The organism is Pseudomonas grimontii, assembly GCF_007858185.1.
GTDB classification, from domain to species: Bacteria; Pseudomonadota; Gammaproteobacteria; order Pseudomonadales; family Pseudomonadaceae; genus Aquipseudomonas; species Aquipseudomonas grimontii.
In genome coordinates, this window is sequence record NZ_VFES01000003.1 from 378,679 (window position 1) to 398,531 (window position 19,853).

General features: G+C 58.9%; 23 protein-coding genes. 12 read left to right on the forward strand and 11 right to left on the reverse strand.

The window, feature by feature from the left end:
- Positions 1 to 29: 29 nt before the first annotated feature.
- Positions 30 to 1,178, forward strand: a complete 1,149-nt coding sequence (gene dgoD / locus FIV39_RS08325; protein ID WP_003170741.1) for a galactonate dehydratase — start codon at positions 30 to 32, stop codon at positions 1,176 to 1,178.
- 114 nt (positions 1,179 to 1,292) lie between these two features.
- Complete coding sequence (locus tag FIV39_RS08330; protein WP_090401299.1) at positions 1,293 to 2,597, forward strand: MFS transporter; 1,305 nt, start codon at positions 1,293 to 1,295, stop codon at positions 2,595 to 2,597.
- Positions 2,598 to 2,635: 38 nt separating this feature from the next.
- Here the strand turns inward: FIV39_RS08330 and FIV39_RS08335 are convergent, their stop codons facing one another.
- The 3 genes from FIV39_RS08335 to FIV39_RS08345 form a co-directional block, all read right to left on the reverse strand.
- Positions 2,636 to 4,297, reverse strand: coding sequence for an FAD-dependent oxidoreductase (locus FIV39_RS08335; RefSeq protein WP_090401298.1), 1,662 nt, complete (start codon positions 4,295 to 4,297; stop codon positions 2,636 to 2,638).
- A 250-nt stretch (positions 4,298 to 4,547) separates the two neighbouring features.
- The gene (locus FIV39_RS08340; protein ID WP_143513844.1) at positions 4,548 to 5,696 is read right to left on the reverse strand and encodes a hypothetical protein; all 1,149 of its coding nucleotides are present in this window, start codon (positions 5,694 to 5,696) and stop codon (positions 4,548 to 4,550) included.
- 35 nt (positions 5,697 to 5,731) lie between these two features.
- A complete protein-coding gene (locus tag FIV39_RS08345; protein ID WP_143513843.1) occupies positions 5,732 to 6,322 on the reverse strand; it encodes a hypothetical protein in 591 nt (196 codons plus the stop codon).
- Here FIV39_RS08345 and FIV39_RS08350 point away from each other — a divergent pair.
- Complete coding sequence (locus FIV39_RS08350) at positions 6,321 to 6,518, forward strand: hypothetical protein (RefSeq protein ID WP_143513842.1); 198 nt, start codon at positions 6,321 to 6,323, stop codon at positions 6,516 to 6,518. The two genes, FIV39_RS08345 and FIV39_RS08350, sit on opposite strands and share 2 nt — an antisense overlap.
- Before the next feature lie 69 nt (positions 6,519 to 6,587).
- On the opposite strand, the gene trpA is transcribed toward FIV39_RS08350, so the two are convergent.
- Both trpA and trpB read right to left on the reverse strand, forming a co-directional pair.
- A complete protein-coding gene (gene trpA / locus FIV39_RS08355; RefSeq protein ID WP_090401296.1) occupies positions 6,588 to 7,400 on the reverse strand; it encodes a tryptophan synthase subunit alpha in 813 nt (270 codons plus the stop codon).
- A complete protein-coding gene (gene trpB / locus FIV39_RS08360) occupies positions 7,401 to 8,627 on the reverse strand; it encodes a tryptophan synthase subunit beta (RefSeq protein WP_053127374.1) in 1,227 nt (408 codons plus the stop codon).
- A gap of 111 nt (positions 8,628 to 8,738) precedes the next feature.
- Here trpB and FIV39_RS08365 point away from each other — a divergent pair, with 111 nt between their 5' ends.
- Positions 8,739 to 9,635 carry a LysR family transcriptional regulator gene (locus FIV39_RS08365; RefSeq protein WP_090401295.1) on the forward strand — a complete coding sequence of 299 codons (897 nt, stop codon included), beginning with the start codon at positions 8,739 to 8,741 and terminating at the stop codon, positions 9,633 to 9,635.
- Here FIV39_RS08365 and FIV39_RS08370 read toward each other — a convergent pair.
- Positions 9,632 to 9,958 (reverse strand): DUF883 family protein, encoded by a 327-nt coding sequence (locus FIV39_RS08370; protein WP_003170746.1) that lies wholly within the window; start codon positions 9,956 to 9,958, stop codon positions 9,632 to 9,634. The two genes, FIV39_RS08365 and FIV39_RS08370, sit on opposite strands and share 4 nt — an antisense overlap.
- Before the next feature lie 156 nt (positions 9,959 to 10,114).
- Between FIV39_RS08370 and FIV39_RS08375 the strand changes: the two genes are divergently transcribed.
- Together FIV39_RS08375 and FIV39_RS08380 are read left to right on the forward strand one after the other, a co-directional pair.
- Positions 10,115 to 10,330, forward strand: coding sequence for a dodecin (locus FIV39_RS08375; RefSeq protein WP_017848986.1), 216 nt, complete (start codon positions 10,115 to 10,117; stop codon positions 10,328 to 10,330).
- A 115-nt stretch (positions 10,331 to 10,445) separates the two neighbouring features.
- Positions 10,446 to 10,670 carry a DUF1161 domain-containing protein gene (locus FIV39_RS08380; RefSeq protein WP_090401294.1) on the forward strand — a complete coding sequence of 75 codons (225 nt, stop codon included), beginning with the start codon at positions 10,446 to 10,448 and terminating at the stop codon, positions 10,668 to 10,670.
- Positions 10,671 to 10,730: 60 nt separating this feature from the next.
- On the opposite strand, the gene FIV39_RS08385 is transcribed toward FIV39_RS08380, so the two are convergent.
- Complete coding sequence (locus tag FIV39_RS08385) at positions 10,731 to 11,732, reverse strand: LLM class flavin-dependent oxidoreductase (RefSeq protein ID WP_090401293.1); 1,002 nt, start codon at positions 11,730 to 11,732, stop codon at positions 10,731 to 10,733.
- Between the two features lie 217 nt (positions 11,733 to 11,949).
- Between FIV39_RS08385 and FIV39_RS08390 the strand changes: the two genes are divergently transcribed.
- Together FIV39_RS08390 and FIV39_RS08395 are read left to right on the forward strand one after the other, a co-directional pair.
- Positions 11,950 to 12,381: an OsmC family protein gene (locus FIV39_RS08390; RefSeq protein ID WP_027608131.1), complete on the forward strand. Its 432-nt coding sequence runs from the start codon at positions 11,950 to 11,952 to the stop codon at positions 12,379 to 12,381.
- A 207-nt stretch (positions 12,382 to 12,588) separates the two neighbouring features.
- Positions 12,589 to 12,828, forward strand: a complete 240-nt coding sequence (locus FIV39_RS08395) for a DUF1161 domain-containing protein (RefSeq protein ID WP_090401292.1) — start codon at positions 12,589 to 12,591, stop codon at positions 12,826 to 12,828.
- Here FIV39_RS08395 and FIV39_RS08400 read toward each other — a convergent pair whose 3' ends face one another.
- The gene (locus tag FIV39_RS08400) at positions 12,829 to 13,251 is read right to left on the reverse strand and encodes a PA0061/PA0062 family lipoprotein (protein WP_090401291.1); all 423 of its coding nucleotides are present in this window, start codon (positions 13,249 to 13,251) and stop codon (positions 12,829 to 12,831) included.
- A 110-nt stretch (positions 13,252 to 13,361) separates the two neighbouring features.
- Between FIV39_RS08400 and FIV39_RS08405 the strand changes: the two genes are divergently transcribed.
- On the forward strand, positions 13,362 to 14,405 hold the full coding sequence (locus FIV39_RS08405; RefSeq protein WP_090401290.1) for an aminopeptidase: 1,044 nt from the start codon (positions 13,362 to 13,364) through the stop codon (positions 14,403 to 14,405).
- Positions 14,406 to 14,491: 86 nt separating this feature from the next.
- On the opposite strand, the gene FIV39_RS08410 is transcribed toward FIV39_RS08405, so the two are convergent.
- Both FIV39_RS08410 and FIV39_RS08415 read right to left on the reverse strand, forming a co-directional pair.
- Complete coding sequence (locus FIV39_RS08410) at positions 14,492 to 15,151, reverse strand: HAD family hydrolase (RefSeq protein WP_090401289.1); 660 nt, start codon at positions 15,149 to 15,151, stop codon at positions 14,492 to 14,494.
- On the reverse strand, positions 15,148 to 15,690 hold the full coding sequence (locus FIV39_RS08415) for a gamma carbonic anhydrase family protein (RefSeq protein ID WP_090401288.1): 543 nt from the start codon (positions 15,688 to 15,690) through the stop codon (positions 15,148 to 15,150). The genes FIV39_RS08410 and FIV39_RS08415 overlap by 4 nt, the downstream gene beginning before the upstream one ends.
- Positions 15,691 to 15,744: 54 nt before the next feature.
- On the opposite strand from FIV39_RS08415, the gene prlC reads away from it, so the two are divergent.
- On the forward strand, positions 15,745 to 17,844 hold the full coding sequence (gene prlC / locus FIV39_RS08420; RefSeq protein WP_186731508.1) for an oligopeptidase A: 2,100 nt from the start codon (positions 15,745 to 15,747) through the stop codon (positions 17,842 to 17,844).
- A complete protein-coding gene (locus FIV39_RS08425) occupies positions 17,841 to 18,113 on the forward strand; it encodes a YheV family putative zinc ribbon protein (protein WP_027608125.1) in 273 nt (90 codons plus the stop codon). The genes prlC and FIV39_RS08425 overlap by 4 nt, the downstream gene beginning before the upstream one ends.
- Before the next feature lie 25 nt (positions 18,114 to 18,138).
- Here the strand turns inward: FIV39_RS08425 and FIV39_RS08430 are convergent, their stop codons facing one another.
- On the reverse strand, positions 18,139 to 18,825 hold the full coding sequence (locus FIV39_RS08430; protein ID WP_090401286.1) for a phosphatase domain-containing protein: 687 nt from the start codon (positions 18,823 to 18,825) through the stop codon (positions 18,139 to 18,141).
- A gap of 274 nt (positions 18,826 to 19,099) precedes the next feature.
- On the opposite strand from FIV39_RS08430, the gene FIV39_RS08435 reads away from it, so the two are divergent.
- The gene (locus FIV39_RS08435) at positions 19,100 to 19,852 is read left to right on the forward strand and encodes a gluconate 2-dehydrogenase subunit 3 family protein (protein ID WP_090401285.1); all 753 of its coding nucleotides are present in this window, start codon (positions 19,100 to 19,102) and stop codon (positions 19,850 to 19,852) included.
- The last annotated feature ends 1 nt before the right edge of the window (position 19,853 follow it).

Sequence of the window (19,853 nt, forward strand, 5' to 3'; positions counted from 1 at the left end):
AGGCGCTGCATCTATAAGAGAGATAACAGATGAAAATCACCAAACTGACGACCTTTATCGTCCCGCCGCGCTGGTGCTTCCTCAAGGTCGAAACCGACCAGGGCGTGACCGGTTGGGGTGAGCCCGTAGTCGAAGGCCGCGCTCACACCGTGGCCGCTGCGGTCGAGGAACTGTCCGACTACCTGATCGGCAAAGACCCACGCAATATCGAAGACATCTGGACCGTGCTCTACCGCGGCGGCTTCTACCGTGGCGGCGCCGTGCACATGAGCGCCCTCGCCGGCATCGACCAGGCGCTGTGGGACATCAAGGGCAAGGCCCTTGGCGTATCGGTCAGCGACCTGCTGGGTGGCCAGGTACGTGACAAGATCCGTGTGTACTCGTGGATCGGTGGCGACCGCCCGGCCGACACCGCCCGCGCCGCCAAAGAGGCCGTAGCCCGTGGTTTCACTGCGGTGAAAATGAACGGCACCGAAGAGTTGCAGTTCGTCGACAGTTTCGAGAAAGTCGACCTGGCCCTGGCCAACGTCGCCGCTGTGCGTGATGCGGTCGGCCCTAACGTCGGCATCGGTGTCGACTTCCATGGCCGTGTGCACAAGCCCATGGCCAAGGTCCTGATGAAAGAGCTGGACCCGTACAAACTGATGTTTATCGAAGAGCCGGTGCTCAGCGAAAACTACGAAGCCCTCAAGGAACTGGCGCCGCTGACCAGCACCCCGATTGCCCTGGGCGAGCGTCTGTTCTCGCGCTGGGACTTCAAGCGCGTGCTCAGCGAAGGCTACGTCGACATCATCCAGCCGGACGCTTCCCACGCGGGCGGTATCACCGAAACCCGCAAGATCGCCAACATGGCCGAAGCCTACGACGTGGCCCTGGCCCTGCACTGCCCGCTGGGCCCGATTGCGTTGGCGGCGTGCCTGCAACTGGATGCGGTTTGCTACAACGCGTTTATCCAGGAGCAAAGCCTGGGCATTCACTACAACGAGAGCAACGACCTGCTCGACTACGTGCGCGACCCGGGCGTGTTCGACTATGACCAAGGCTTTGTGAAGATCCCCAACGGGCCGGGCCTGGGCATTGAGATCAACGAGGAATACGTGATCGAACGCGCAGCTATCGGCCACCGCTGGCGCAACCCGATCTGGCGCCATGCCGACGGCAGCTTTGCCGAGTGGTGATTTCTGTCTGAAAGAACACGGTCAAAAATGTGGGAGGGGGTAAGCCCCCTCCCACATTTTGATCAGGTTTCTTCAGAAGGCCCACCTCAATAAACATAAGAAGAGGCAACCCCCATGCACCCTGAATCCCTCACCGGACAGGCATCTTTAGTCACGCCTACCCGAAAGCGCTTCTTCATCATGGTGCTGCTGTTTATCACCGTGGTGATCAACTACCTCGACCGCAGCAACCTGTCGATTGCCGCCCCGGCGCTGACCAGCGAGCTGGGCATCGACCCGGTACATGTCGGGCTGATTTTCTCGGCGTTCGGCTGGACCTATGCCGCCATGCAGATCCCCGGCGGCTGGCTGGTGGATCGGGTGCCACCGCGCATCCTCTACACCGTTGCCTTGCTGCTGTGGTCCATCGCCACCGTGATGCTCGGTTTCGCCGCCAGCTTTATCGCGTTGTTCGTGCTGCGCATGGCCGTTGGTGCCCTGGAAGCTCCGGCCTATCCGATCAACAGCCGCGTAGTCACCACGTGGTTCCCTGAGCGCGAGCGCGCCACTGCGATTGGCGTCTACACCTCCGGGCAGTTTGTCGGGCTGGCGTTCCTGACGCCGGTGCTGGCGTGGCTGCAACACCATTACGGCTGGCATATGGTGTTTGTCGTCACCGGTGGCGTCGGCATCCTGTGGGCGGCGATCTGGTACGCGGTGTACCGCGAGCCGAAGGATTTCAAAGGCGCCAACGCGGCCGAAATCGAGCTGATCCGTGAAGGCGGCGGACTGGTGGATATGCAGGCGAAAACGGTCAAGGCGCCGTTCAGTTGGGTCGACCTGGGCATTGTGCTGAGCAAGCGCAAACTCTGGGGCATCTACCTGGGGCAGTTCTGCCTGAACTCCACCCTGTGGTTCTTCCTGACCTGGTTCCCGACCTACCTGGTGAAATATCGCGGCATGGACTTCATCAAGTCCGGCTTGCTGGCCTCGTTGCCGTTCCTTGCGGCGTTTGTCGGCGTGCTGTGTTCCGGGATTTTTTCCGATTGGCTGATTCGCCGTGGCGCGTCGGTAGGTTTTGCGCGCAAGTTGCCGATCATTGGCGGGCTGCTGATCTCCACGGCGATCATCGGCGCCAACTATGTGGACTCGACCGCGTGGGTGATTGCGTTCCTGGCGGTGGCATTCTTTGGTAACGGCCTGGCGTCGATTACCTGGTCGCTGGTGTCGACCCTGGCGCCCGCGCGTTTGCTGGGTTTGACTGGCGGGGTGTTTAACTTCATCGGCAACCTGGCGGCGATTGCCACGCCGATTGTGATTGGTTTCCTCGCCAGCGGTGATTCGTTTGCGCCGGCGATTACCTATATCGCAGTGCTGGCGTTGCTTGGGGCGCTTTCCTACATATTGCTCGTAGGCAAGGTCGAACGCATCGAGCTGTAAAATCGGGCGACCTGATGGTCGCCCTTTATTTACGGCAATTACGGCACGGACATCTCGTTGCGAAACACATTCAGCGGGTCCCAGCGCTGCTTGGTACGCCGTAGACGGCTCTCGATGATGAGGTCGGGGAAGAAGATCCTGTACCAGTAGGGGTTTTTGGCATGGGTTGGATCGCCATCAACGTACGTCATGTCGAGGTCGGGGTAGTTGATATAGCAACCTTCGAACTCGGCGTTGATCGGTACGCCCTGATCATTGGCGAAGGCCTTGGCAAATAGTCCCTGGATCCAGCGCGCATGGGCCTGGTCCGAAACCTCGCTGGTATCGCGCCAGTAACATTGCGGTTGCCATTTCAAGTAAGAGGAGCGCTGTGCAGCCGATGACTCACGGCGTACTGCCGGTGTCGGCTCATTAATGCGACCGCCAAACGATTGGATCTGTATCAGGCTCTGGGTCAGGTGTTTATCAGGATCCTCCAAGGTCAACGTATCCCAGATCGCCTGTAGTACCTGAGGGGTGAAAACACCCTTCTGATAGGCCGACTTATAGCGCCCCCGCTGGTTATCCCCCGAACCGTTCAAGGTTTGCTGGCACACCAGCCAATCCAGGCGCCGAGTGGCGGCTAATGCGGCGTTTAACGTGTTGATGGTGCGCCCGCTGGTGCTGCCTCGGGGCATATGCGCCACGTAAAACGGCACTATGCATTCGGTAGCGGGCAGGCCAATGGCGTCCAGCATCTGGGTAACGAAGTCGTCGAAGGGCGCCCGGTCGTTCAGTTCGCCATCCTTATCCACATAGTGAATACCCAGCGTTACATTGCCAGTGTGCTGGTGACGCATCTCCAGCTTGGTTGCCAGGCCCCACGTGTCAGGGTTGCTTTGATTGCGGACAAACCAGGCCTGGTAGGCTGTCAGCAAGTTATCGAGCCTGGATTTATCGGTCAGCAGCGCCCAATCCCATTCCAGCACCAGCCAGAGCACTTCCTTCGGCGCATCCGGCAATGATTTGAAGTAGTAGCTGGTGATGATACCGAACTGCCCTCCGCCCGCACCGCAGCAAGCTGCGAACAGGTTGAGCTCATCGGGATCGCTGCTGTCACGCGAGACATGCACCGGTTCCAGGCCGTTGCCCTGCGCATTCGGCACCAGCATATCGACACCGTCCAACCAGTCGCAGACCAGGCCGTATTTGCGCGACAGCAACCCGTAGCCTCCGCCACAGATATGCCCGCCCAGGCCCACCGAATAACACGAGCCGCCGGGCAGGGTCTTGCCGGCCAGTTTATACAGCGCGACATAGGCATCCCAATTCTGGCCGCCCGCTTCCAGGCGAAAAGTGTAGCGATAGGGTAAGCCTGCCACGCGTTGGGGTTCTATCTGCCCATTGGCGTCATAGGCCACTTGGTTCATTTGTCCGACATCCAGAATCGACAACACTTCGCCTTGGGTATCGGGCATTTTGTTGGCGACAAAGCCCTCATAACAGTGGCCACCGCTGCGCACGGTGATCCGGCCGTTGGGGGTGGCCAGTGCCTGCGCGGCGGCATCGATGATGTCTTGGGGGCTGTGGCAGATGTAGATGAAGTCGGCGCCATTGGGCGACGACTCGCCTTGCACATTGCCCAACGGCCAGCGCAGGTTGAAACCTTTTTGCAACGTTGAGTGACGGCGCTCTGCCGGGGTGATGAGATCAAATGCCATGATGTACTCCTAAGAGCCAAGGATGACTTCTGATGCAACTAACTTAACAACCGGAGGGCAAGAACTGCAGGGGCTTGCAGAGGTGGTTAGACGACAATAGGCACGAAGTGTGTTGGGGGGACGGAATGTCCCCCTCTCAAGCCTAGCGGAAAAATCGAAATATTGAGGGCTCACTACAACGCGATCCACACTCCGGCCGGGATGGAACATATTGACTGCCGGTATACGGTGGAGCTTGGATAATCACTCACTATAATTCTGTGAGTGGTGGCACGCCAGATTCACGCAGTTTTACATGGGTTGTTCCGTTTTCGCGAATGACGGATTCGACAATAAAGGGCGTCCCTCTCTTGAAGACATTATCGGCGCCATCATGCGTCTTTGCCTCGTACGGTTTTCCGACGATAGTAAATACCGTATTGAGGGGTTGATTACCTTCGACAGCGCTGTTGTTACTCAATGATGCGGTGATAAAGCCAGTGGGCTTGTAGTGTTTTTTAGTGTGCTCAAGCTTTACAAGGTTTGTGATCTCTGTCTCGGGCAAAGAAGTCGTATGCGTATATATATTTGCCTTGTTCGATTGAGTATTCAGCGCGGCATTCATATAAGTAATGATGCCTTCGCGGGAATGAGCCCATATTTTTGCCATACTCGGATCTTCAGTGTTTTGCAATGTGGGCTGTTTGTTGGAACGCTCGGGCGTGGCTTTTTTGTTTACATAATTCATAGCCGGCTCGTCGTTAAAGATTTTTAGAGCGCCCTCCCTCAAATGTCTGGCTGCTTCTTGTTTTGCACTGTTCTTGTCAAGCTTTTTCTGGTTTCTGCCCTGTTTTTCCTCATAAATAGCTTTCTCTTTTTGGCGTACATCGAGTACTTCTAATTGCTTAATGGCATCTACGGCAAGTTTCAAGTCTAAAACTGTAATTCGTGATGACGTGTCAATCATCCGTTCGGGAAGGCTGTCGTCAAGCGGAATTAATTTATGCTGTGCTTCTTTAAAACCGCCGTTGCAAGATTTGTGTTTTAACGTCAACTGGGTATTGAACAACCCGTCAAACTTTTCAGCCCAGTACACTCGCACACCTTTGTGCGCGGAGAGGGTAAATTTTCCATCTTTTATCCTGGGATAGCCCTCCGTCCTGGATTCGGTGCTCCAAGGCGATGTGTACTTGGTGAAGTGTGCCAGCTTTCTCTGGCTACTTGCGGCAGCACTGGAGAGCTCCGATGCCAAAACAGGATATTTAGCCAGATGCTCCATTTTTTTCGTTCGAAGCTCATTGCTGTTTTCTGTCAGCTGAATCTGGTCCTTGAGTCGCTCTCTTTTATTTTGGAGTTTTTCAGAATTGTCTGTTGGGTGCAGCTCATTATTCACAAAGTGATTTCTAATGGCGCCAATCATAGGATGACCTATTTTTCAGGTTAATTAATCTCTGGTTAATTACGGCGTTCCCACGCTTGTGCACGCTCCTTGATGGACAACGTATCCGCCTCGACCGGGGGGCTGGATAAGGCTGGCGACTTTATATAATCGTTCATTACGTTTTGATATTTTGGTAAATCCAGACGTAGTGAGGGGATCGGTGTTTCAGGCGGTGTAGCGTTTGGGAAAATCGTACGACGGAGTGGAGTAGGCTTTACGGGCTTCGCAGCGAGTGAGCTCGGGCCTGGCTCGGCAACGGGTGGTGTGAAGGGTGTTTTTTCGAATGATTCCAGCGTGACGGGGTAGCTGTTTATTTTCGTGTTCAACCGTTGCAAAAGGTTGCAAAGCGCGATTTCTTCGCCCGGTTTTACGAGCCCCATATCGGCAGGGTTGATAGGGGCCTTTGAAAACCCGGCATCCCGCATATGAAGGCTGTCGCGCCAGCTCTTATTGGGGCTGAACTTCCACCCGGTGTCCTCGGAGTAGCGTAAGTAGCCGTTTTTATGCGGGGACTCTTTAAGGTATGTCGACAGGTTGTCGAGACTTTTCAATTCATCGTGAACATGTGAGCTGAATTTTTTTTCAGGGGGGACTGGCGTAGGCATGGTTGACGCTAGAGAAACGTCGGCGTGGGAACGGGTGGGCGGAAGAGAATTTACCGGCATGATCAAAGTATCCTTTCTGGCGTTTATAGAACCAAAATTCGCCGAAGGATTATCAGTGAAGGATGAAAGTATTGGTGAAGCCTGCGTCGTGTTTTGCCGTAAGACAAGACGCCAGAAAATGCAGTCCATTAGTTGATGACGCGATGGGAAAAACTTAAGGAAAGAGGGCTCAACGTTGCTGTTGAACCCTTTTTATATAAGCGGCCTAACTGACGCGTGCGTTACGTACGCCTTCCGACAACGCCGAGCACAGGTTCAATACCCCGTCGATGGCTTGTTGGTCATTGCTGGCATTGGCGATGTGATCGATCAGCGCCGAACCTACCACTACACCGTCCGCCAGGCGCGCGATTGCAGCAGCTTGTTCAGGCGTACGGATACCAAAACCGATGCTGATCGGCAGGTCGGTATGCCGGCGCAGGCGGGTCACGGCTTCTTCGACGTGTTCCAGGGTCGCGGCGCCGGCACCGGTCACACCGGCCACCGACACGTAGTACACAAACCCGGAGCTGCCGTTAAGCACGGTCGGCAGGCGCACGTCATCGGTGGTTGGTGTGGTCAGGCGGATAAAGTCGATACCTGCAGCCTGGGCCGGGTCGCACAGCTCGCCATTATGCTCGGGCGGCATGTCGACCACGATCAGGCCGTCGACGCCGGCTTCTTTGGCGTCAGCGATGAACTTAGGCACGCCGTATTTGTGGATCGGGTTGAAGTAGCCCATCAACACCAGCGGGGTGTCGTTGTTGTCCTTGCGGAACTCACGCACCATCTGCAGGGTTTTCAGCAGGTTCTGCTTGGCTTCCAGCGCACGGATGTTGGCCAGTTGGATGGCCGGGCCGTCGGCCATTGGGTCGGTGAAGGGCATGCCCAGTTCGATCACATCGGCGCCGGCAGCAGGCAAGCCTTTGAGGATCGCCAGGGAGGTCTCATAGCCAGGGTCGCCGGCAGTGATGAAGGTCACCAGGGCGGCGCGGTTCTGTTCTTTGAGTTGCGCAAAGCGGGTTTGCAGGCGGCTCATTTAGTGTTTCTCCTGCTGAGACTGTTCCATGTGGTGCATCACGGTCTGCATGTCTTTGTCGCCACGGCCGGACAGGTTGACCACCATCAGGTGATCTTTCGGCAGGGTCGGTGCGCGCTTGAACACTTCGGCCAGGGCGTGGGCGCTTTCCAGGGCAGGAATGATCCCTTCCAGGCGGCAGCATTTGTGGAAGGCATCCAGGGCTTCGTGGTCAGTTACCGAGGTGTACTGGACGCGGCCGATATCGTGCAACCAGGCGTGTTCCGGGCCGATGCCGGGGTAGTCGAGGCCGGCGGAAATCGAGTGGGCGTCGATGATCTGGCCGTCGTCATCCTGCAGCAGGAAGGTGCGGTTACCGTGCAGCACGCCCGGTACGCCGCCGTTGAGGCTGGCGGCGTGCTTGCCGGTTTCGATGCCGTGGCCGGCGGCTTCAACGCCGATGATCTCGACGCTGGTGTCATCCAGGAACGGGTGGAACAGGCCCATGGCGTTGGAACCGCCGCCGATGCACGCCACCAGGCTGTCCGGCAGGCGGCCTTCCTGGGCTTGCAGCTGAGTGCGGGTTTCCTTGCCGATCACGGCCTGGAAGTCGCGCACCATCGCCGGGTACGGGTGCGGGCCGGCCACGGTGCCGATCAGGTAGAAGGTGTCGTCGACATTGGTCACCCAGTCACGCAGGGCTTCGTTCATCGCGTCCTTGAGGGTGCCGGTGCCGGCGACCACCGGGATCACTTCAGCGCCCAGCAGCTTCATGCGGAACACGTTGGCCTGCTGGCGCTCGATGTCGGTGGTGCCCATGTAGATCACGCATTGCAGGCCGAAACGCGCGGCCACGGTAGCGGTAGCCACGCCGTGCATGCCGGCGCCGGTCTCGGCGATGATGCGTTTTTTGCCCATGCGCCGCGCCAGCAGGATCTGGCCGATGCAGTTGTTGATCTTGTGCGCGCCGGTGTGGTTCAGCTCTTCGCGCTTGAGATAGATCTTGGCGCCGCCGCAGAACTCGGTCAGGCGCTCGGCGAAATACAGCGGGCTTGGGCGGCCGACGTAGTCGCGCTGGAAGTAGGCCAATTCTTCATTGAACGCCGGATCGATCTTGGCCGCTTCGTATTCGCGGGCCAGGTCGAGGATCAACGGCATCAGGGTTTCGGCGACGTAGCGGCCGCCGAACGCGCCAAACAGGCCGTTGGCGTCAGGGCCGTTGCGCAGATCGGTCTGGGACTGAGTCATGGGACGCTCCAGGTAGGAAATTTGTGTGAGAAGCAATGACGGCCACTCTACCCCTCACATCCGGTGCTGAAAACCGATAAGATCGCTGCAACCTGTCAGGAAAACTCACATATGAGCCGAGACCTCCCGCCCCTCAATGCCTTGCGCGCGTTTGAAGCCACCGCTCGCTTTAACAGCGTCAGCCAGGCTGCCGAGCAATTACACGTGACCCACGGCGCGGTCAGCCGCCAGTTGAAGGTATTGGAAGAGCATTTGGGTGTCAGCTTGTTCACCAAGGATGGGCGCGGCCTTAAACTCACAGATGCAGGTGTGCGGTTGCGAGATGCCAGCGCCGAGGCGTTCGAGCGCTTGCGGGACGTGTGCGCCGAACTCACCCAGGCCAGCGCTGATGCGCCGTTCGTGCTCGGCTGCTCAGGCAGTTTGCTGGCGCGCTGGTTGATCCCGCGCCTGGGTCGCTTGAATGCCGACCTGCCGGACCTGCGCCTGCACCTGTCGGCAGGCGACGGCGACCTCGACCCCCGACGTCCCGGCCTAGATGCCCTACTGGTCTTCGCCGAACCGCCGTGGCCGGCGGATATGCAGGTGTATGAGTTGGCGAGCGAGCGTATCGGCCCGGTGATGAGCCCGCGTTTTTCCGGTTACGAGCGCCTGCGCCAGGCGCCGCCGCAGGCCTTGTGTGGCGAAGCCTTATTGCACACCACTTCACGCCCGCAAGCCTGGCCCAGTTGGGCGCAACAACACGGCATCGAGCCCGGCGCGTTGAAACACGGTCAGGGTTTTGAGCATTTGTATTATTTGCTGGAGGCGGCGGTGGCGGGGTTGGGCGTGGCGATTGCGCCGCAGCCGCTGGTGGCAGAGGATCTGCGCGCGGGTCGCCTGGTGGCGCCATGGGGTTTCAGTGAAACCCCGGCGCACCTGGCGTTGTGGCTACCCAAGCGCGCCGCAGACGGGCGCGCGGGTCAGTTGGCGCAGTGGCTCAAGGCTGAGCTGGTGCGCGAGCCGGCTTAATCACCACGTTTGCACAGCAGATAAGCCGCCAGCAGGCCCAATGCGCCAACGGCGACGCCGGCGGTAGTCCATGGGTGCTCTTGTGCGTAGTCACGGGTGGCGACGCCGGTTTCGCGGATTTTGACTTTGCTTTCTTCGTAGGCATCGCTGATCAGATGACGGGAGTGCTTGAGGGCATTCTCGGCATTGCTTTTCAGGGCCTTCAGCGTTTTGCGCGACTCATCGGACGCATCGTCCTTGAGGCTCTCAAGGGACTTGAGCAGGCTCGAAATCTCGGCTTCCATGCTTTCCAGCGACGCTTTGCGTAAAGAAGTGTTGGCCATTTGGACTCTCCTGAAGTGATTGAGTGGCGTGTGTAGATACCGACTGCGGCCGTTTCAGAAAGTGCAGTAAATCTGAACTTTCAGGTAGGAACGGTCGCCAGAAGCAGTATGAACAATGACTGCTAGGCTTTATTGACGACCCTCAGGAGAAACACCATGTCTGATCATCACACCTACAAGAAAGTCGAATTGGTGGGTTCATCCACCACCAGCATCGAAGAGGCGATCAACAACGCCCTGGCCGAAGCCAGCAAGAGCATCAAGCATCTGGAATGGTTCGAGGTGACCGAAACCCGTGGCCACATCAAGGACGGCAAGGCCGCGCACTTCCAGGTCACGCTCAAGGTGGGGTTCCGAATTGCCAGCAGTTGATCCGGTGGGTTGAACTTGCTGGCTGGCCGATTGCCATAACCTGCGCTACAAACAATGGGTGCCGATGCGATAAGCCTCGGCACGCTTTTTTCGATCAGCGCAAGGAAAGTAACGGATGAAGAAGCTCCTGTTAGCGGTAGGTTTGTTGAGCATTGCGGGCACAGCCCTGGCGGCGGGCAAGCCTTGTGAAGAGCTGAAAAGCGAAATTGCAGCGAAAATCGACGCCAAGGGCGCTTCGGGTTATTCGCTGGAAGTGGTGGATAAAGGCGCCTCGACTGACGCTAAAGTGGTCGGTACCTGCGAAGGCGGCACCAAGGAAATTGTCTACAAGCGCGGTTAATCCCGTGTGGCAGACATAAAAAACCGACGCAGGTGCGTCGGTTTTTTTTCGCCTGCGGGTTTAGCCCTTCATCAACTGCGCCAGCAGTTCGTAGGAATGAATCCGGTCGGCGTGCTCGTACAGGTCGCAGGTGAAGATCAATTCGTCGGCGCCGGTCTGTTCGATCAACACTTCCAGCTTGGCACGGATCTTCGCCGGGCTACCCACCATCGCCAGGCCGAGGAAGCTGCCGACCGCGTCTTTTTCATGAGGCAGCCACAGGCCGTCCATGGTTTTCACCGGAGGGCGCTGCACCAGGCTCTGCCCGCGCATCAAGGCGAGGATGCGTTGGTACACCGAGGTGGCCAGGAAGTCGGCGTGCTCATCGGTGTCTGCCGCCACCAGCGGGATGCCGAGCATCACGTAAGGCTTGTCCAGCACGGCCGAAGGCTTGAAGTGATTGCGGTACACGCGAATCGCCTCGTGCATCAAACGCGGTGCGAAATGGGAGGCGAAGGCGTAGGGCAAACCACGCTCTCCCGCCAGTTGCGCGCTGAACAGGCTGGAACCGAGCAGCCACACCGGTACATTGGTGCCGGTGCCGGGCACCGCGATCACCCGCTGGTCCGGGGTGCGTGGGCCGAGGTAGGCCATCAGTTCGGCCACGTCTTCCGGGAAATCGTCGGCGCTGCCTGAACGTTCACGGCGCAGGGCGCGGGCGGTCATCTGGTCGGAGCCGGGCGCGCGGCCCAGGCCCAGGTCGATACGGCCGGGGTAGAGGCTTTCCAGGGTGCCGAACTGCTCGGCGATCACCAGGGGGGCGTGGTTGGGCAGCATCACGCCGCCGGAGCCGACACGAATCGTCGAGGTGCCGCCGGCCAAGTAACCCAGCAATACCGAGGTGGCCGAACTGGCGATGCCATCCATATTGTGGTGCTCGGCCACCCAGAAACGGTGGTAGCCAAATTTTTCCACATGCTGGGCCAAGTCCAGGGAATTGCGCAGCGACTGCGCCGGGCTGCCGTTGGCGCGCACGGGCACGAGGTCGAGGGTCGAGAACTTTACGGCGGACAGCGATTTCATAAGCCTGCTTCTCCAATGGGGGCGCAGGCTTCTTAGACGAACCAAAACCTGCCGCTTCATGTGCATGTCCTATGCAATGAGGGCATATACCCGAGATTCAATAGCGATGGTTAAATTTCCTACTTAATTGCTAGGTTTCTCCGACAAGATGAACTTTGCCGGGGCGTCTATCCTCAGAACCCTTACTGACGCAAAACCACCGTTCGAGGAGACCGCTATGAGTATCGTTAAAAAAGCATCCGCGCATTGGGAAGGTGACCTGAAGACTGGCCTGGGTTCCATCTCCACGGAAACCGGCGTGCTGCGCGAAGCGCCTTACGGCTTCAAGGCCCGCTTCGAAGGCGGCAAGGGTACCAACCCTGAAGAACTGATCGGCGCGGCCCATGCCGGCTGTTTCTCCATGGCCTTCTCCATGATTCTCGGCGACGCCGGGCTCAAGGCTGACAGCATCGATACCCAGGCCGAAGTGACCCTGGACCAGGTCGATGGTGGCTTCGCGATCACCGCCGTGCACTTGGTGCTCAAGGCCAAGATCCCGGGCGCGAGCCAGGCGCAGTTCGATGAGTTGAGCAAGAAGGCCAAGGAAGGGTGCCCGGTGTCCAAGGTGCTGAATGCGAAGATCAGCCTGGACGCCACGCTGGTCAGCTGACACTGCAGGTCCACTGTGGGAGGGGGCTTGCTCCCGATAGCGGTCTATCAGTAACCGAGATGTTGACTGATGCACCGCTATCGGGAGCAAGCCCCCTCCCACATTTTGTTCTGCGTTAAATCAGAACTCGTGTTTCCTGAATGTGGTCCTATAGCCTATGCAGCCTTAGGCGCACACCCGTGCGCATGCATTCAGGGAGCTTCACACATGAAACGTTTTGCCTTGGCGATCATCTGCGGTGCGTTGGCCACTTCGGCCGTGGCCGCTCCAAAAGATTGTGAAGAGCTCAGGAAAGAGATCGAAGTGAAGATCCAGGCCAAGGCGATTCCGTCCTACACCCTGGAAATCATCACCGCCGAAGAAGCCAAGAATCATGACAGCGCGATGATTGTCGGTACGTGCGAAAACGGCACCAAGCGCATCATCTACCAGAAAAATAACGACTGATCACAGGCAGTTGACGCTGCGTTCTTCAGCCAGCAATTGGCGGGCGGCGTTATACAGTCGGATATTCGGCGTAAAGGCCAATGAGCGCCCTTCCAGGCGATAACGTTGGCCGGCCTCGAAATGGTCGTACTGCAGGGTGATGAAACAGGTGCGGTCGGCCGTTTGCCCAAAGCCATTGAGGCTGCCGCCGGTTGGCACCTCGAAATCAAAGCGCACCATCAACTCGTGACTGCCCGGTGGTACCTGGAAGTAGCGTCCGTCCGGCAGGCTCTTGCCGTCCAGGCGCTGCGCCATCACCAGCTTGGCTCCCGGCGTCGGCGTGGCGAAATCAATCCAGGCTTGATGCGGGTCGACCGGCGGGACGGGCGTCGAAGCGCAGGCGCTGAGGAACAGGGCGACGACGGAAAGCAGGAGCTGGCGCATGGCAGGTACTCAACGCGAGGAGAGGTTTGAGTATAAACACGCTGCGCCGTGGAAAAATCCCCTTCAGGCGCGATAGTCTGGCGCACAAATCACCCAGGAGCGGTCGAGGCATGGTCAGGCGTTTTCTTCCAGGGTTGATAGTTGTACTGCTCAGTGGCTGTTCCAGCGTCAGTTACTACAGCCAATTGGCGGGCGGCCAGTGGCAGCTGTTGCGGGCCCGAGAGCCGGTTGCCGAGGTCATCGCCGATCCATCACGGCCGCAGCTGCTGCGTGATCATCTGGCTCAATCACAGAAAGCTCGAACCTTCGCCAGTGAGCACCTGCATCTGCCGGACAACCAAAGTTACCGGCTGTACGCCGATATTGGCCGACCTTATGTGGTCTGGAATGTCTTCGCTACGCAGGAATTTTCCCTGGCGCCTCAAACCCATTGTTTCCCCATTGCCGGTTGCGTGGCCTATCGCGGCTATTATCGCCAGGGTGCGGCGCGCGGTGAAGCGGCGTTGTTGCACCAACAAGGCCTGGACGTGTCGATTGGCGGTGTCGAAGCCTATTCCACCCTGGGATGGTTCAACGACCCGATCATGAATTCGATGATGAACTGGGGCGACGAACGCCTGGCCACGCTGATTTTCCACGAGCTGGCGCACCAGCGTTTCTACGTCAAGGACGACACCGAGTTCAACGAGTCATTTGCCAACTTCGTCGAGCAGGAAGGCACCCGCCAGTGGCGCGCGACCCAGGGCCTGGCGCCGCTTGGCAACTCGACGCGGCAGCAGCGTGACCAATTTACCCAACTGATCCTCGATACGCGTAAACGCCTGGAAAAACTCTACGCGCAACCGCTGTCTGCCGACGCGATGCGCCAGGCCAAGGCGGCCGAATTCGAGGGTTTGCGCCGTGAGTACCGGCAGCTGCGCGATAACCAATGGGGCGGGGACAAGCGTTATGACGCCTGGATGAACCTGCCGTTGAACAACGCGCGATTGTTGCCGTTCGGGCTGTATGACCAATGGGTGCCGGCGTTTGCGGCGCTGTTCCGGCAGGAAGGTGGGGATTGGCTGAAGTTCTACGCAGCGGTGGAGACGATGGGCAAGTTGCCGGTGGCGCAGCGCAAGGCTGCGTTGAGGCAGTTGGAAGAGGTTGATCTGTAGGGCCTCATCGGGAGCAAGCCCCCTCCCACATTTGCCCGGCGTACACAGGTCAACAGGTGGGAGGGGGCTTGCCCCCGATGGCGGCCTCAAGGCCGCTGCAAAAACGCCTGATGCATCTGTGCCAATGTCTCAAAATGCCAGGTCGGCGCCTCGGCGTTCAACTCTTCGAAACTACCAAACCCATAACCGACGGCCGCCGAATCCACCCCATTACTACGCGCCCCGATCAGGTCGTGCTTACGATCACCAATCATCAGGGTGGTCGCCGGGTCCAGGCTTTCTTCGCTGATCAAATGCGCAATCAACTCGACCTTGTTGGTGCGTGTGCCGTCCAGCTCGCTGCCGTAGATCACCTTGAAGTGCCTGGCAAAATCGAAATGCCGTGCGATCTCGCGGGCAAACACCCAGGGCTTGGACGTGGCGACATACAGCTGGCGGCCCTGTTTGCTCAGGTCTTCGAGCAGCGGCATCACGCCGTCGAACACGCGGTTTTCATACAGCCCGGTGACCTTGAAGCGCTCGCGGTAGAAATTCACCGCCTCCCAGGCCTTGGCCTCATCGAAGTCGTAGAACTGCATGAACGCTTGCAGCAACGGCGGGCCGATGAAGTGTTCGAGTTTGGTCAGGTCGGGTTCGTCGATGCCCAGTTTGCCAAGGGCATACTGGATCGAGCGGGTGATGCCCTCGCGCGGGTCGGTGAGGGTGCCATCCAGGTCGAACAGGACGGTTTGGTAATTGAGGATCATCGGTCGAATCCTTCAGCCAGGTGCAGGTCTTTGAGCTTCACGTAGTTGGCGGCGCTGTAGGTGAAAAAGGCGCGTTCCTTGTCAGTCAGCGGGCGGATTTGTTTAACCGGGCTGCCGACATACAAAAAACCGCTGTCGAGTTTCTTGCCCGGTGGCACCAGGCTGCCGGCGCCGATGATCACGTCGTCTTCCACCACGGCGCCGTCCATCACGATGCTGCCCATGCCGATCAAAATCCGGTTGCCCACCGTGCAGCCATGCAGCATGACTTTGTGGGCGATGGTGACGTCGTCGCCGATCAGCAGGGGGAAACCATCAGGATTGAACGGGCCCGCGTGGGTAATGTGCAGCACGCAGCCGTCCTGCACGCTGGTGCGCGCACCGATGCGGATGCGGTGCATGTCGCCGCGAATCACGGTCAACGGCCAGACCGAGCTGTCGGTGCCGATTTCGACATCGCCGATCACCACCGCCGAAATATCGACAAAAGCCCCGGCGCCCAGGGTTGGCGTGTGGTTCTGATAGGTGCGAAGGGTCACGATAGCCTCTCTCTTATGTGCTGATAGCTGCGGTGGACGTTGATTGTAATTAAGATGGCCCCATCTTTGTTCTTACATGTTTCTTCAGCCAAGGTGCCAACCGTGAGCGCGAACAACCCTCTTCTGCAGTCCTACGACCTGCCGCCGTTCTCGGCGATCCGTGCCGAGCACGTGCAGCCGGCCATCGAACAGATCCTCGCCGACAACCGTGTTGCCATCGAAGGCATCCTGCAAAGCCAGGGTAAAAATCCTACATGGGCCGGGCTGGTGCTGGCCATGGACGAATTGAATGATCGCCTCGGCGCCGCCTGGAGCCCGGTCAGCCACCTCAATGCCGTGTGCAACAGCGCCGAGCTGCGCGAAGCCTACGAGGCGTGCCTGCCGGCATTGAGCGCCTACTCCACCGAGATGGGCCAGAACCGCGCGCTGTTCCAAGCCTTCGAAGCCCTGGCCAACAGCCCGGAAGCCGCCGGTTTCGACGTGGCGCAAAAAACCATTCTTGAACACTCCCTGCGCGACTTCCGCCTCTCGGGTATCGACTTGCCGCCTGAGCAGCAAAAACGTTACGCCGAAGTGCAGAGCAAGCTTTCCGAGCTGGGCAGCAAATTCTCCAACCAACTGCTGGACGCCACCCAGGCGTGGACCAAGCACGTCACCGAGGAAGCCACCCTCGCCGGCCTGACCGATTCGGCCAAGGCGCAGATGGCCGCTGCCGCGCAGGCCAAGGGCCTCGACGGTTGGCTGATCACCCTGGAGTTTCCGAGCTACTACGCGGTCATGACCTACGCCCAGGACCGCGCCCTGCGTGAAGAAATCTACGCGGCCTACTGCACCCGTGCGTCAGACCAAGGCCCGAATGCGGGTCAGAACGATAACGGCCCGGTGATGGAACAGATCCTCGACCTGCGTCAGGAACTGGCCAAGCTCTTGGGTTACGCCTCGTTCTCCGAGCTGAGCCTGGCCACCAAGATGGCCGAGTCCAGCGACCAGGTGCTGAGCTTCCTGCGTGACCTAGCCAAGCGCAGCAAGCCGTTCGCTGCCCAGGACCTGCAACAGCTCAAGGCCTACGCCGCCGAACAAGGCTGCGCCGACCTGCAAAGCTGGGACAGCGGTTTCTACGGCGAAAAGCTGCGTGAGCAACGCTACAGCGTGTCCCAGGAAGCCCTGCGCGCCTACTTCCCAATCGACAAGGTGCTGAGCGGCCTGTTCGCCATTGTGCAGCGTTTGTACGGTATCGAGATCGCCGAGCAAAAAGGCTTCGACACCTGGCACCCGGATGTTCGACTGTTTGAAATCAAGGAAAACGGCCAGCATGTCGGCCGCTTCTTCTTCGACCTGTACGCCCGCGCCAATAAGCGTGGCGGTGCCTGGATGGACGGCGCGCGCGACCGCCGCCGCACCATCGACGGCGTGCTGCAAAGCCCGGTGGCGAATCTGGTGTGCAACTTCACCCCGGCCGACAGCGGCAAGCCTGCCCTGCTGACCCACGATGAAGTGACCACCCTGTTCCACGAATTCGGCCACGGCCTGCATCACCTGTTGACCCGCGTCGAGCATGCCGGTGTGTCCGGTATTAACGGCGTGGCGTGGGATGCGGTGGAGTTGCCGAGCCAGTTCATGGAGAACTGGTGCTGGGAACCGGAAGGCCTGGCGCTGATCTCCGGCCACTATGAGAGCGGCGAGCCACTGCCCCAGGACCTGCTGGAAAAAATGCTCGCGGCGAAGAACTTCCAGTCCGGCCTGATGATGGTGCGCCAGTTGGAGTTCTCGCTGTTCGACTTCGAATTGCATGCCACCCATGGCGATGGCCGCAGCGTGGCCCAGGTGCTCGAAGGCGTGCGCGATGAGGTGTCGGTGATGCGTCCTCCTGCCTACAACCGTTTCCCTAACAGCTTTGCGCACATTTTTGCCGGCGGTTATGCCGCGGGTTACTACAGCTATAAATGGGCCGAAGTGCTGTCGGCGGATGCCTTCTCCAAATTCGAAGAAGACGGCGTGCTCAATGCCGAGACCGGCCGTGCCTTTCGCGAGGCGATCCTGGCGCGTGGCGGCTCCCAGGCACCGATGGTGCTGTTCGTCGACTTCCGCGGACGCGCTCCGTCGATTGACGCACTCTTGCGTCACAGCGGCCTGAGTGAGGACGCAGCAGCATGAGTGAAGGGCCTGTGATTACCAAAAAGCAATTTATCGCCGGGGCGGTGTGCCCGGCGTGCAGCGAGCCGGACAAGTTGAAGATGTGGACTGAGGACAGCGTGCCGCATCGCGAATGCGTGGCCTGCGGGTATACCGATACGCTGAATGATCAAGGTCTGTCGGTGCCCAAGGAGTTGGGCACGCGGGTCAATACGTCGGCGTTGAAAGCGCCGGACCCGAAGGTGCAGGCGGTGCAGTTTTTCCCTAACCCGAAGCTGAAGAAAGACTGATTCGTTTACCCCCTGGGAGCGCGTCTCAGGGGGTGACCAGCAGTGCAGTTTTTTCCTCGGCGGGCTCGTGATCCTTGCTCGCCGGGTTCAGCCAGCTGTTCATTGAGCACAGGGCAAACGCGCTGGTGCTGCAATCGCCATTCGCCAAGGCTGTGCGCAACTTGTCGATATCGGCCTTCATCATGTAGCGAATGCCGTCCTTGAAGCCGTTACTGGTGCCGAAACCGCCCAAGGTCATCTCGTTCAGCGCATCCTCCTTGCTCCATCCCTGGATCACCACGCGATACATCGCCGCCATCAGGCCGGTGCGGTCAGAACCGTGCTTGCAATGCATCAGCACCGGGCCGTCAGCTTCCGCTTCCTTGATCGCCCTGAGCGCCGCCAGCACGTCGGAGTCATCCACATGGTTGGTGCGATAACTCAACTGAACCTGACGGATGCCTGGAGCCTTCAGCCAGTTGCTATCGGGCTCGGGCAGGAAATTGATCACGGTGCCTATCTTGAGTTGTTCCAACAACGGCGCTGCATTGCTATCCGGTAGTGCGCTGCGATAGAGCGTCGGCGTCATTTGATGCAGGTTGTAGCGGTCGCCCACGGGTTGGGCCCATTCGGGAGAACGAAGGAACGTAGCATCATCGGCCTGTGCAAAAGCTGTGTTGAACAGTGCCATAAACGCCAGGCCGAGGGCTGGCAACCAATGATGCGTGTGCATGGGCGACGTAACCGTATAGGGAATGGGTGGATAGCGCCCAGAGTCAGTCACAGGGGGTCAACGAGGTGTGAGGTGCCCGTCAAAGAATCGTGAATCCTCAATCTTTAGTCGCTGAAACGATTCTCTCGATGCTTAGGCTGCTATCATTTGTAACCATTGTTTGCCGCTGCGCTCTATCCCTTTGGATCGCCTGGATCCAATTCGCCGCGCGACAAAACCAAGCCGCTCCCTAGAAGCGGCTGAAAACCCCGTGACCACATGATGAGGTGCCACCATGTCTGATCAAGATCAAGACAACCCCCGGCGTGACTTTCTACGCAAATCCTTGACCTTGATCCCGGTGGTCACGGTTGCCAGCACCGGCCTTGGCGGTTCGATGCTGATGGCGACACCTGCGCCTGCCGAGGCTGCGCCGGCTAAGCCAGCGGCCAGCGAAAAAGCCTACGAGCCAAGCTATTTCACTACCGAGGAATGGGCGTTTATCAACGCTGCCGTCGAGCGTCTGATCCCGGCCGATGCCCAAGGCCCCGGAGCCCTGGAAGCCGGCGCGCCGGAGTACATCGACCGTCAGATGAACACGCCTTACGCCAGCGGCGCCCTGTGGTTTATGCAAGGCCCGTTTAATGCCGACGCTCCACCGGAGATGGGCTGGCAGAGCAAATTGGTGCCCAAGGAGATCTATCGCCTGGGTATCGCCGCGACGGATGCCTGGTCCAAGGCGTTCAACGGCAAAGCTTTTGCTGAGCAAGACAGCGCTACCCGAGACGATATGCTGCGTCGCCTGGAAGCGGGCGGCAGTGAAGTCACGGCACATTTTGACGCGGTGCCACCGAAGATATTCTTCAACCTGCTGCTGCAAAACACCAAGGAAGGGTTCTTCTGCGACCCGATCCACGGTGGCAACAAAGGCATGGTCGGCTGGACCATGATCGGCTTCCCCGGCGCCCGCGCCGACTTCATGGATTGGGTGGAACGCAACGAGCAGTACCCCTTCCCGGCAGTTTCCATCCGCGGCGAGAGGGCATAAA

Bases quoted from the DNA above. Each gene is read 5' to 3' on its own strand.
- dgoD (WP_003170741.1), top strand. From the start codon at position 30: ATGAAAATCACCAAACTGACGACCTTTATCGTCCCGCCGCGCTGGTGC.
- FIV39_RS08330 (WP_090401299.1), top strand. From the start codon at position 1,293: ATGCACCCTGAATCCCTCACCGGACAGGCATCTTTAGTCACGCCTACC.
- FIV39_RS08335 (WP_090401298.1), bottom strand. From the start codon at position 4,297: ATGGCATTTGATCTCATCACCCCGGCAGAGCGCCGTCACTCAACGTTG.
- FIV39_RS08340 (WP_143513844.1), bottom strand. From the start codon at position 5,696: ATGATTGGCGCCATTAGAAATCACTTTGTGAATAATGAGCTGCACCCA.
- FIV39_RS08350 (WP_143513842.1), top strand. From the start codon at position 6,321: ATGGTTGACGCTAGAGAAACGTCGGCGTGGGAACGGGTGGGCGGAAGA.
- FIV39_RS08345 (WP_143513843.1), bottom strand. From the start codon at position 6,322: ATGCCTACGCCAGTCCCCCCTGAAAAAAAATTCAGCTCACATGTTCAC.
- trpA (WP_090401296.1), bottom strand. From the start codon at position 7,400: ATGAGCCGCCTGCAAACCCGCTTTGCGCAACTCAAAGAACAGAACCGC.
- trpB (WP_053127374.1), bottom strand. From the start codon at position 8,627: ATGACTCAGTCCCAGACCGATCTGCGCAACGGCCCTGACGCCAACGGC.
- FIV39_RS08365 (WP_090401295.1), top strand. From the start codon at position 8,739: ATGAGCCGAGACCTCCCGCCCCTCAATGCCTTGCGCGCGTTTGAAGCC.
- FIV39_RS08370 (WP_003170746.1), bottom strand. From the start codon at position 9,958: ATGGCCAACACTTCTTTACGCAAAGCGTCGCTGGAAAGCATGGAAGCC.
- FIV39_RS08375 (WP_017848986.1), top strand. From the start codon at position 10,115: ATGTCTGATCATCACACCTACAAGAAAGTCGAATTGGTGGGTTCATCC.
- FIV39_RS08380 (WP_090401294.1), top strand. From the start codon at position 10,446: ATGAAGAAGCTCCTGTTAGCGGTAGGTTTGTTGAGCATTGCGGGCACA.
- FIV39_RS08385 (WP_090401293.1), bottom strand. From the start codon at position 11,732: ATGAAATCGCTGTCCGCCGTAAAGTTCTCGACCCTCGACCTCGTGCCC.
- FIV39_RS08390 (WP_027608131.1), top strand. From the start codon at position 11,950: ATGAGTATCGTTAAAAAAGCATCCGCGCATTGGGAAGGTGACCTGAAG.
- FIV39_RS08395 (WP_090401292.1), top strand. From the start codon at position 12,589: ATGAAACGTTTTGCCTTGGCGATCATCTGCGGTGCGTTGGCCACTTCG.
- FIV39_RS08400 (WP_090401291.1), bottom strand. From the start codon at position 13,251: ATGCGCCAGCTCCTGCTTTCCGTCGTCGCCCTGTTCCTCAGCGCCTGC.
- FIV39_RS08405 (WP_090401290.1), top strand. From the start codon at position 13,362: ATGGTCAGGCGTTTTCTTCCAGGGTTGATAGTTGTACTGCTCAGTGGC.
- FIV39_RS08410 (WP_090401289.1), bottom strand. From the start codon at position 15,151: ATGATCCTCAATTACCAAACCGTCCTGTTCGACCTGGATGGCACCCTC.
- prlC (WP_186731508.1), top strand. From the start codon at position 15,745: ATGGCCCCATCTTTGTTCTTACATGTTTCTTCAGCCAAGGTGCCAACC.
- FIV39_RS08425 (WP_027608125.1), top strand. From the start codon at position 17,841: ATGAGTGAAGGGCCTGTGATTACCAAAAAGCAATTTATCGCCGGGGCG.
- FIV39_RS08430 (WP_090401286.1), bottom strand. From the start codon at position 18,825: ATGCACACGCATCATTGGTTGCCAGCCCTCGGCCTGGCGTTTATGGCA.
- FIV39_RS08435 (WP_090401285.1), top strand. From the start codon at position 19,100: ATGTCTGATCAAGATCAAGACAACCCCCGGCGTGACTTTCTACGCAAA.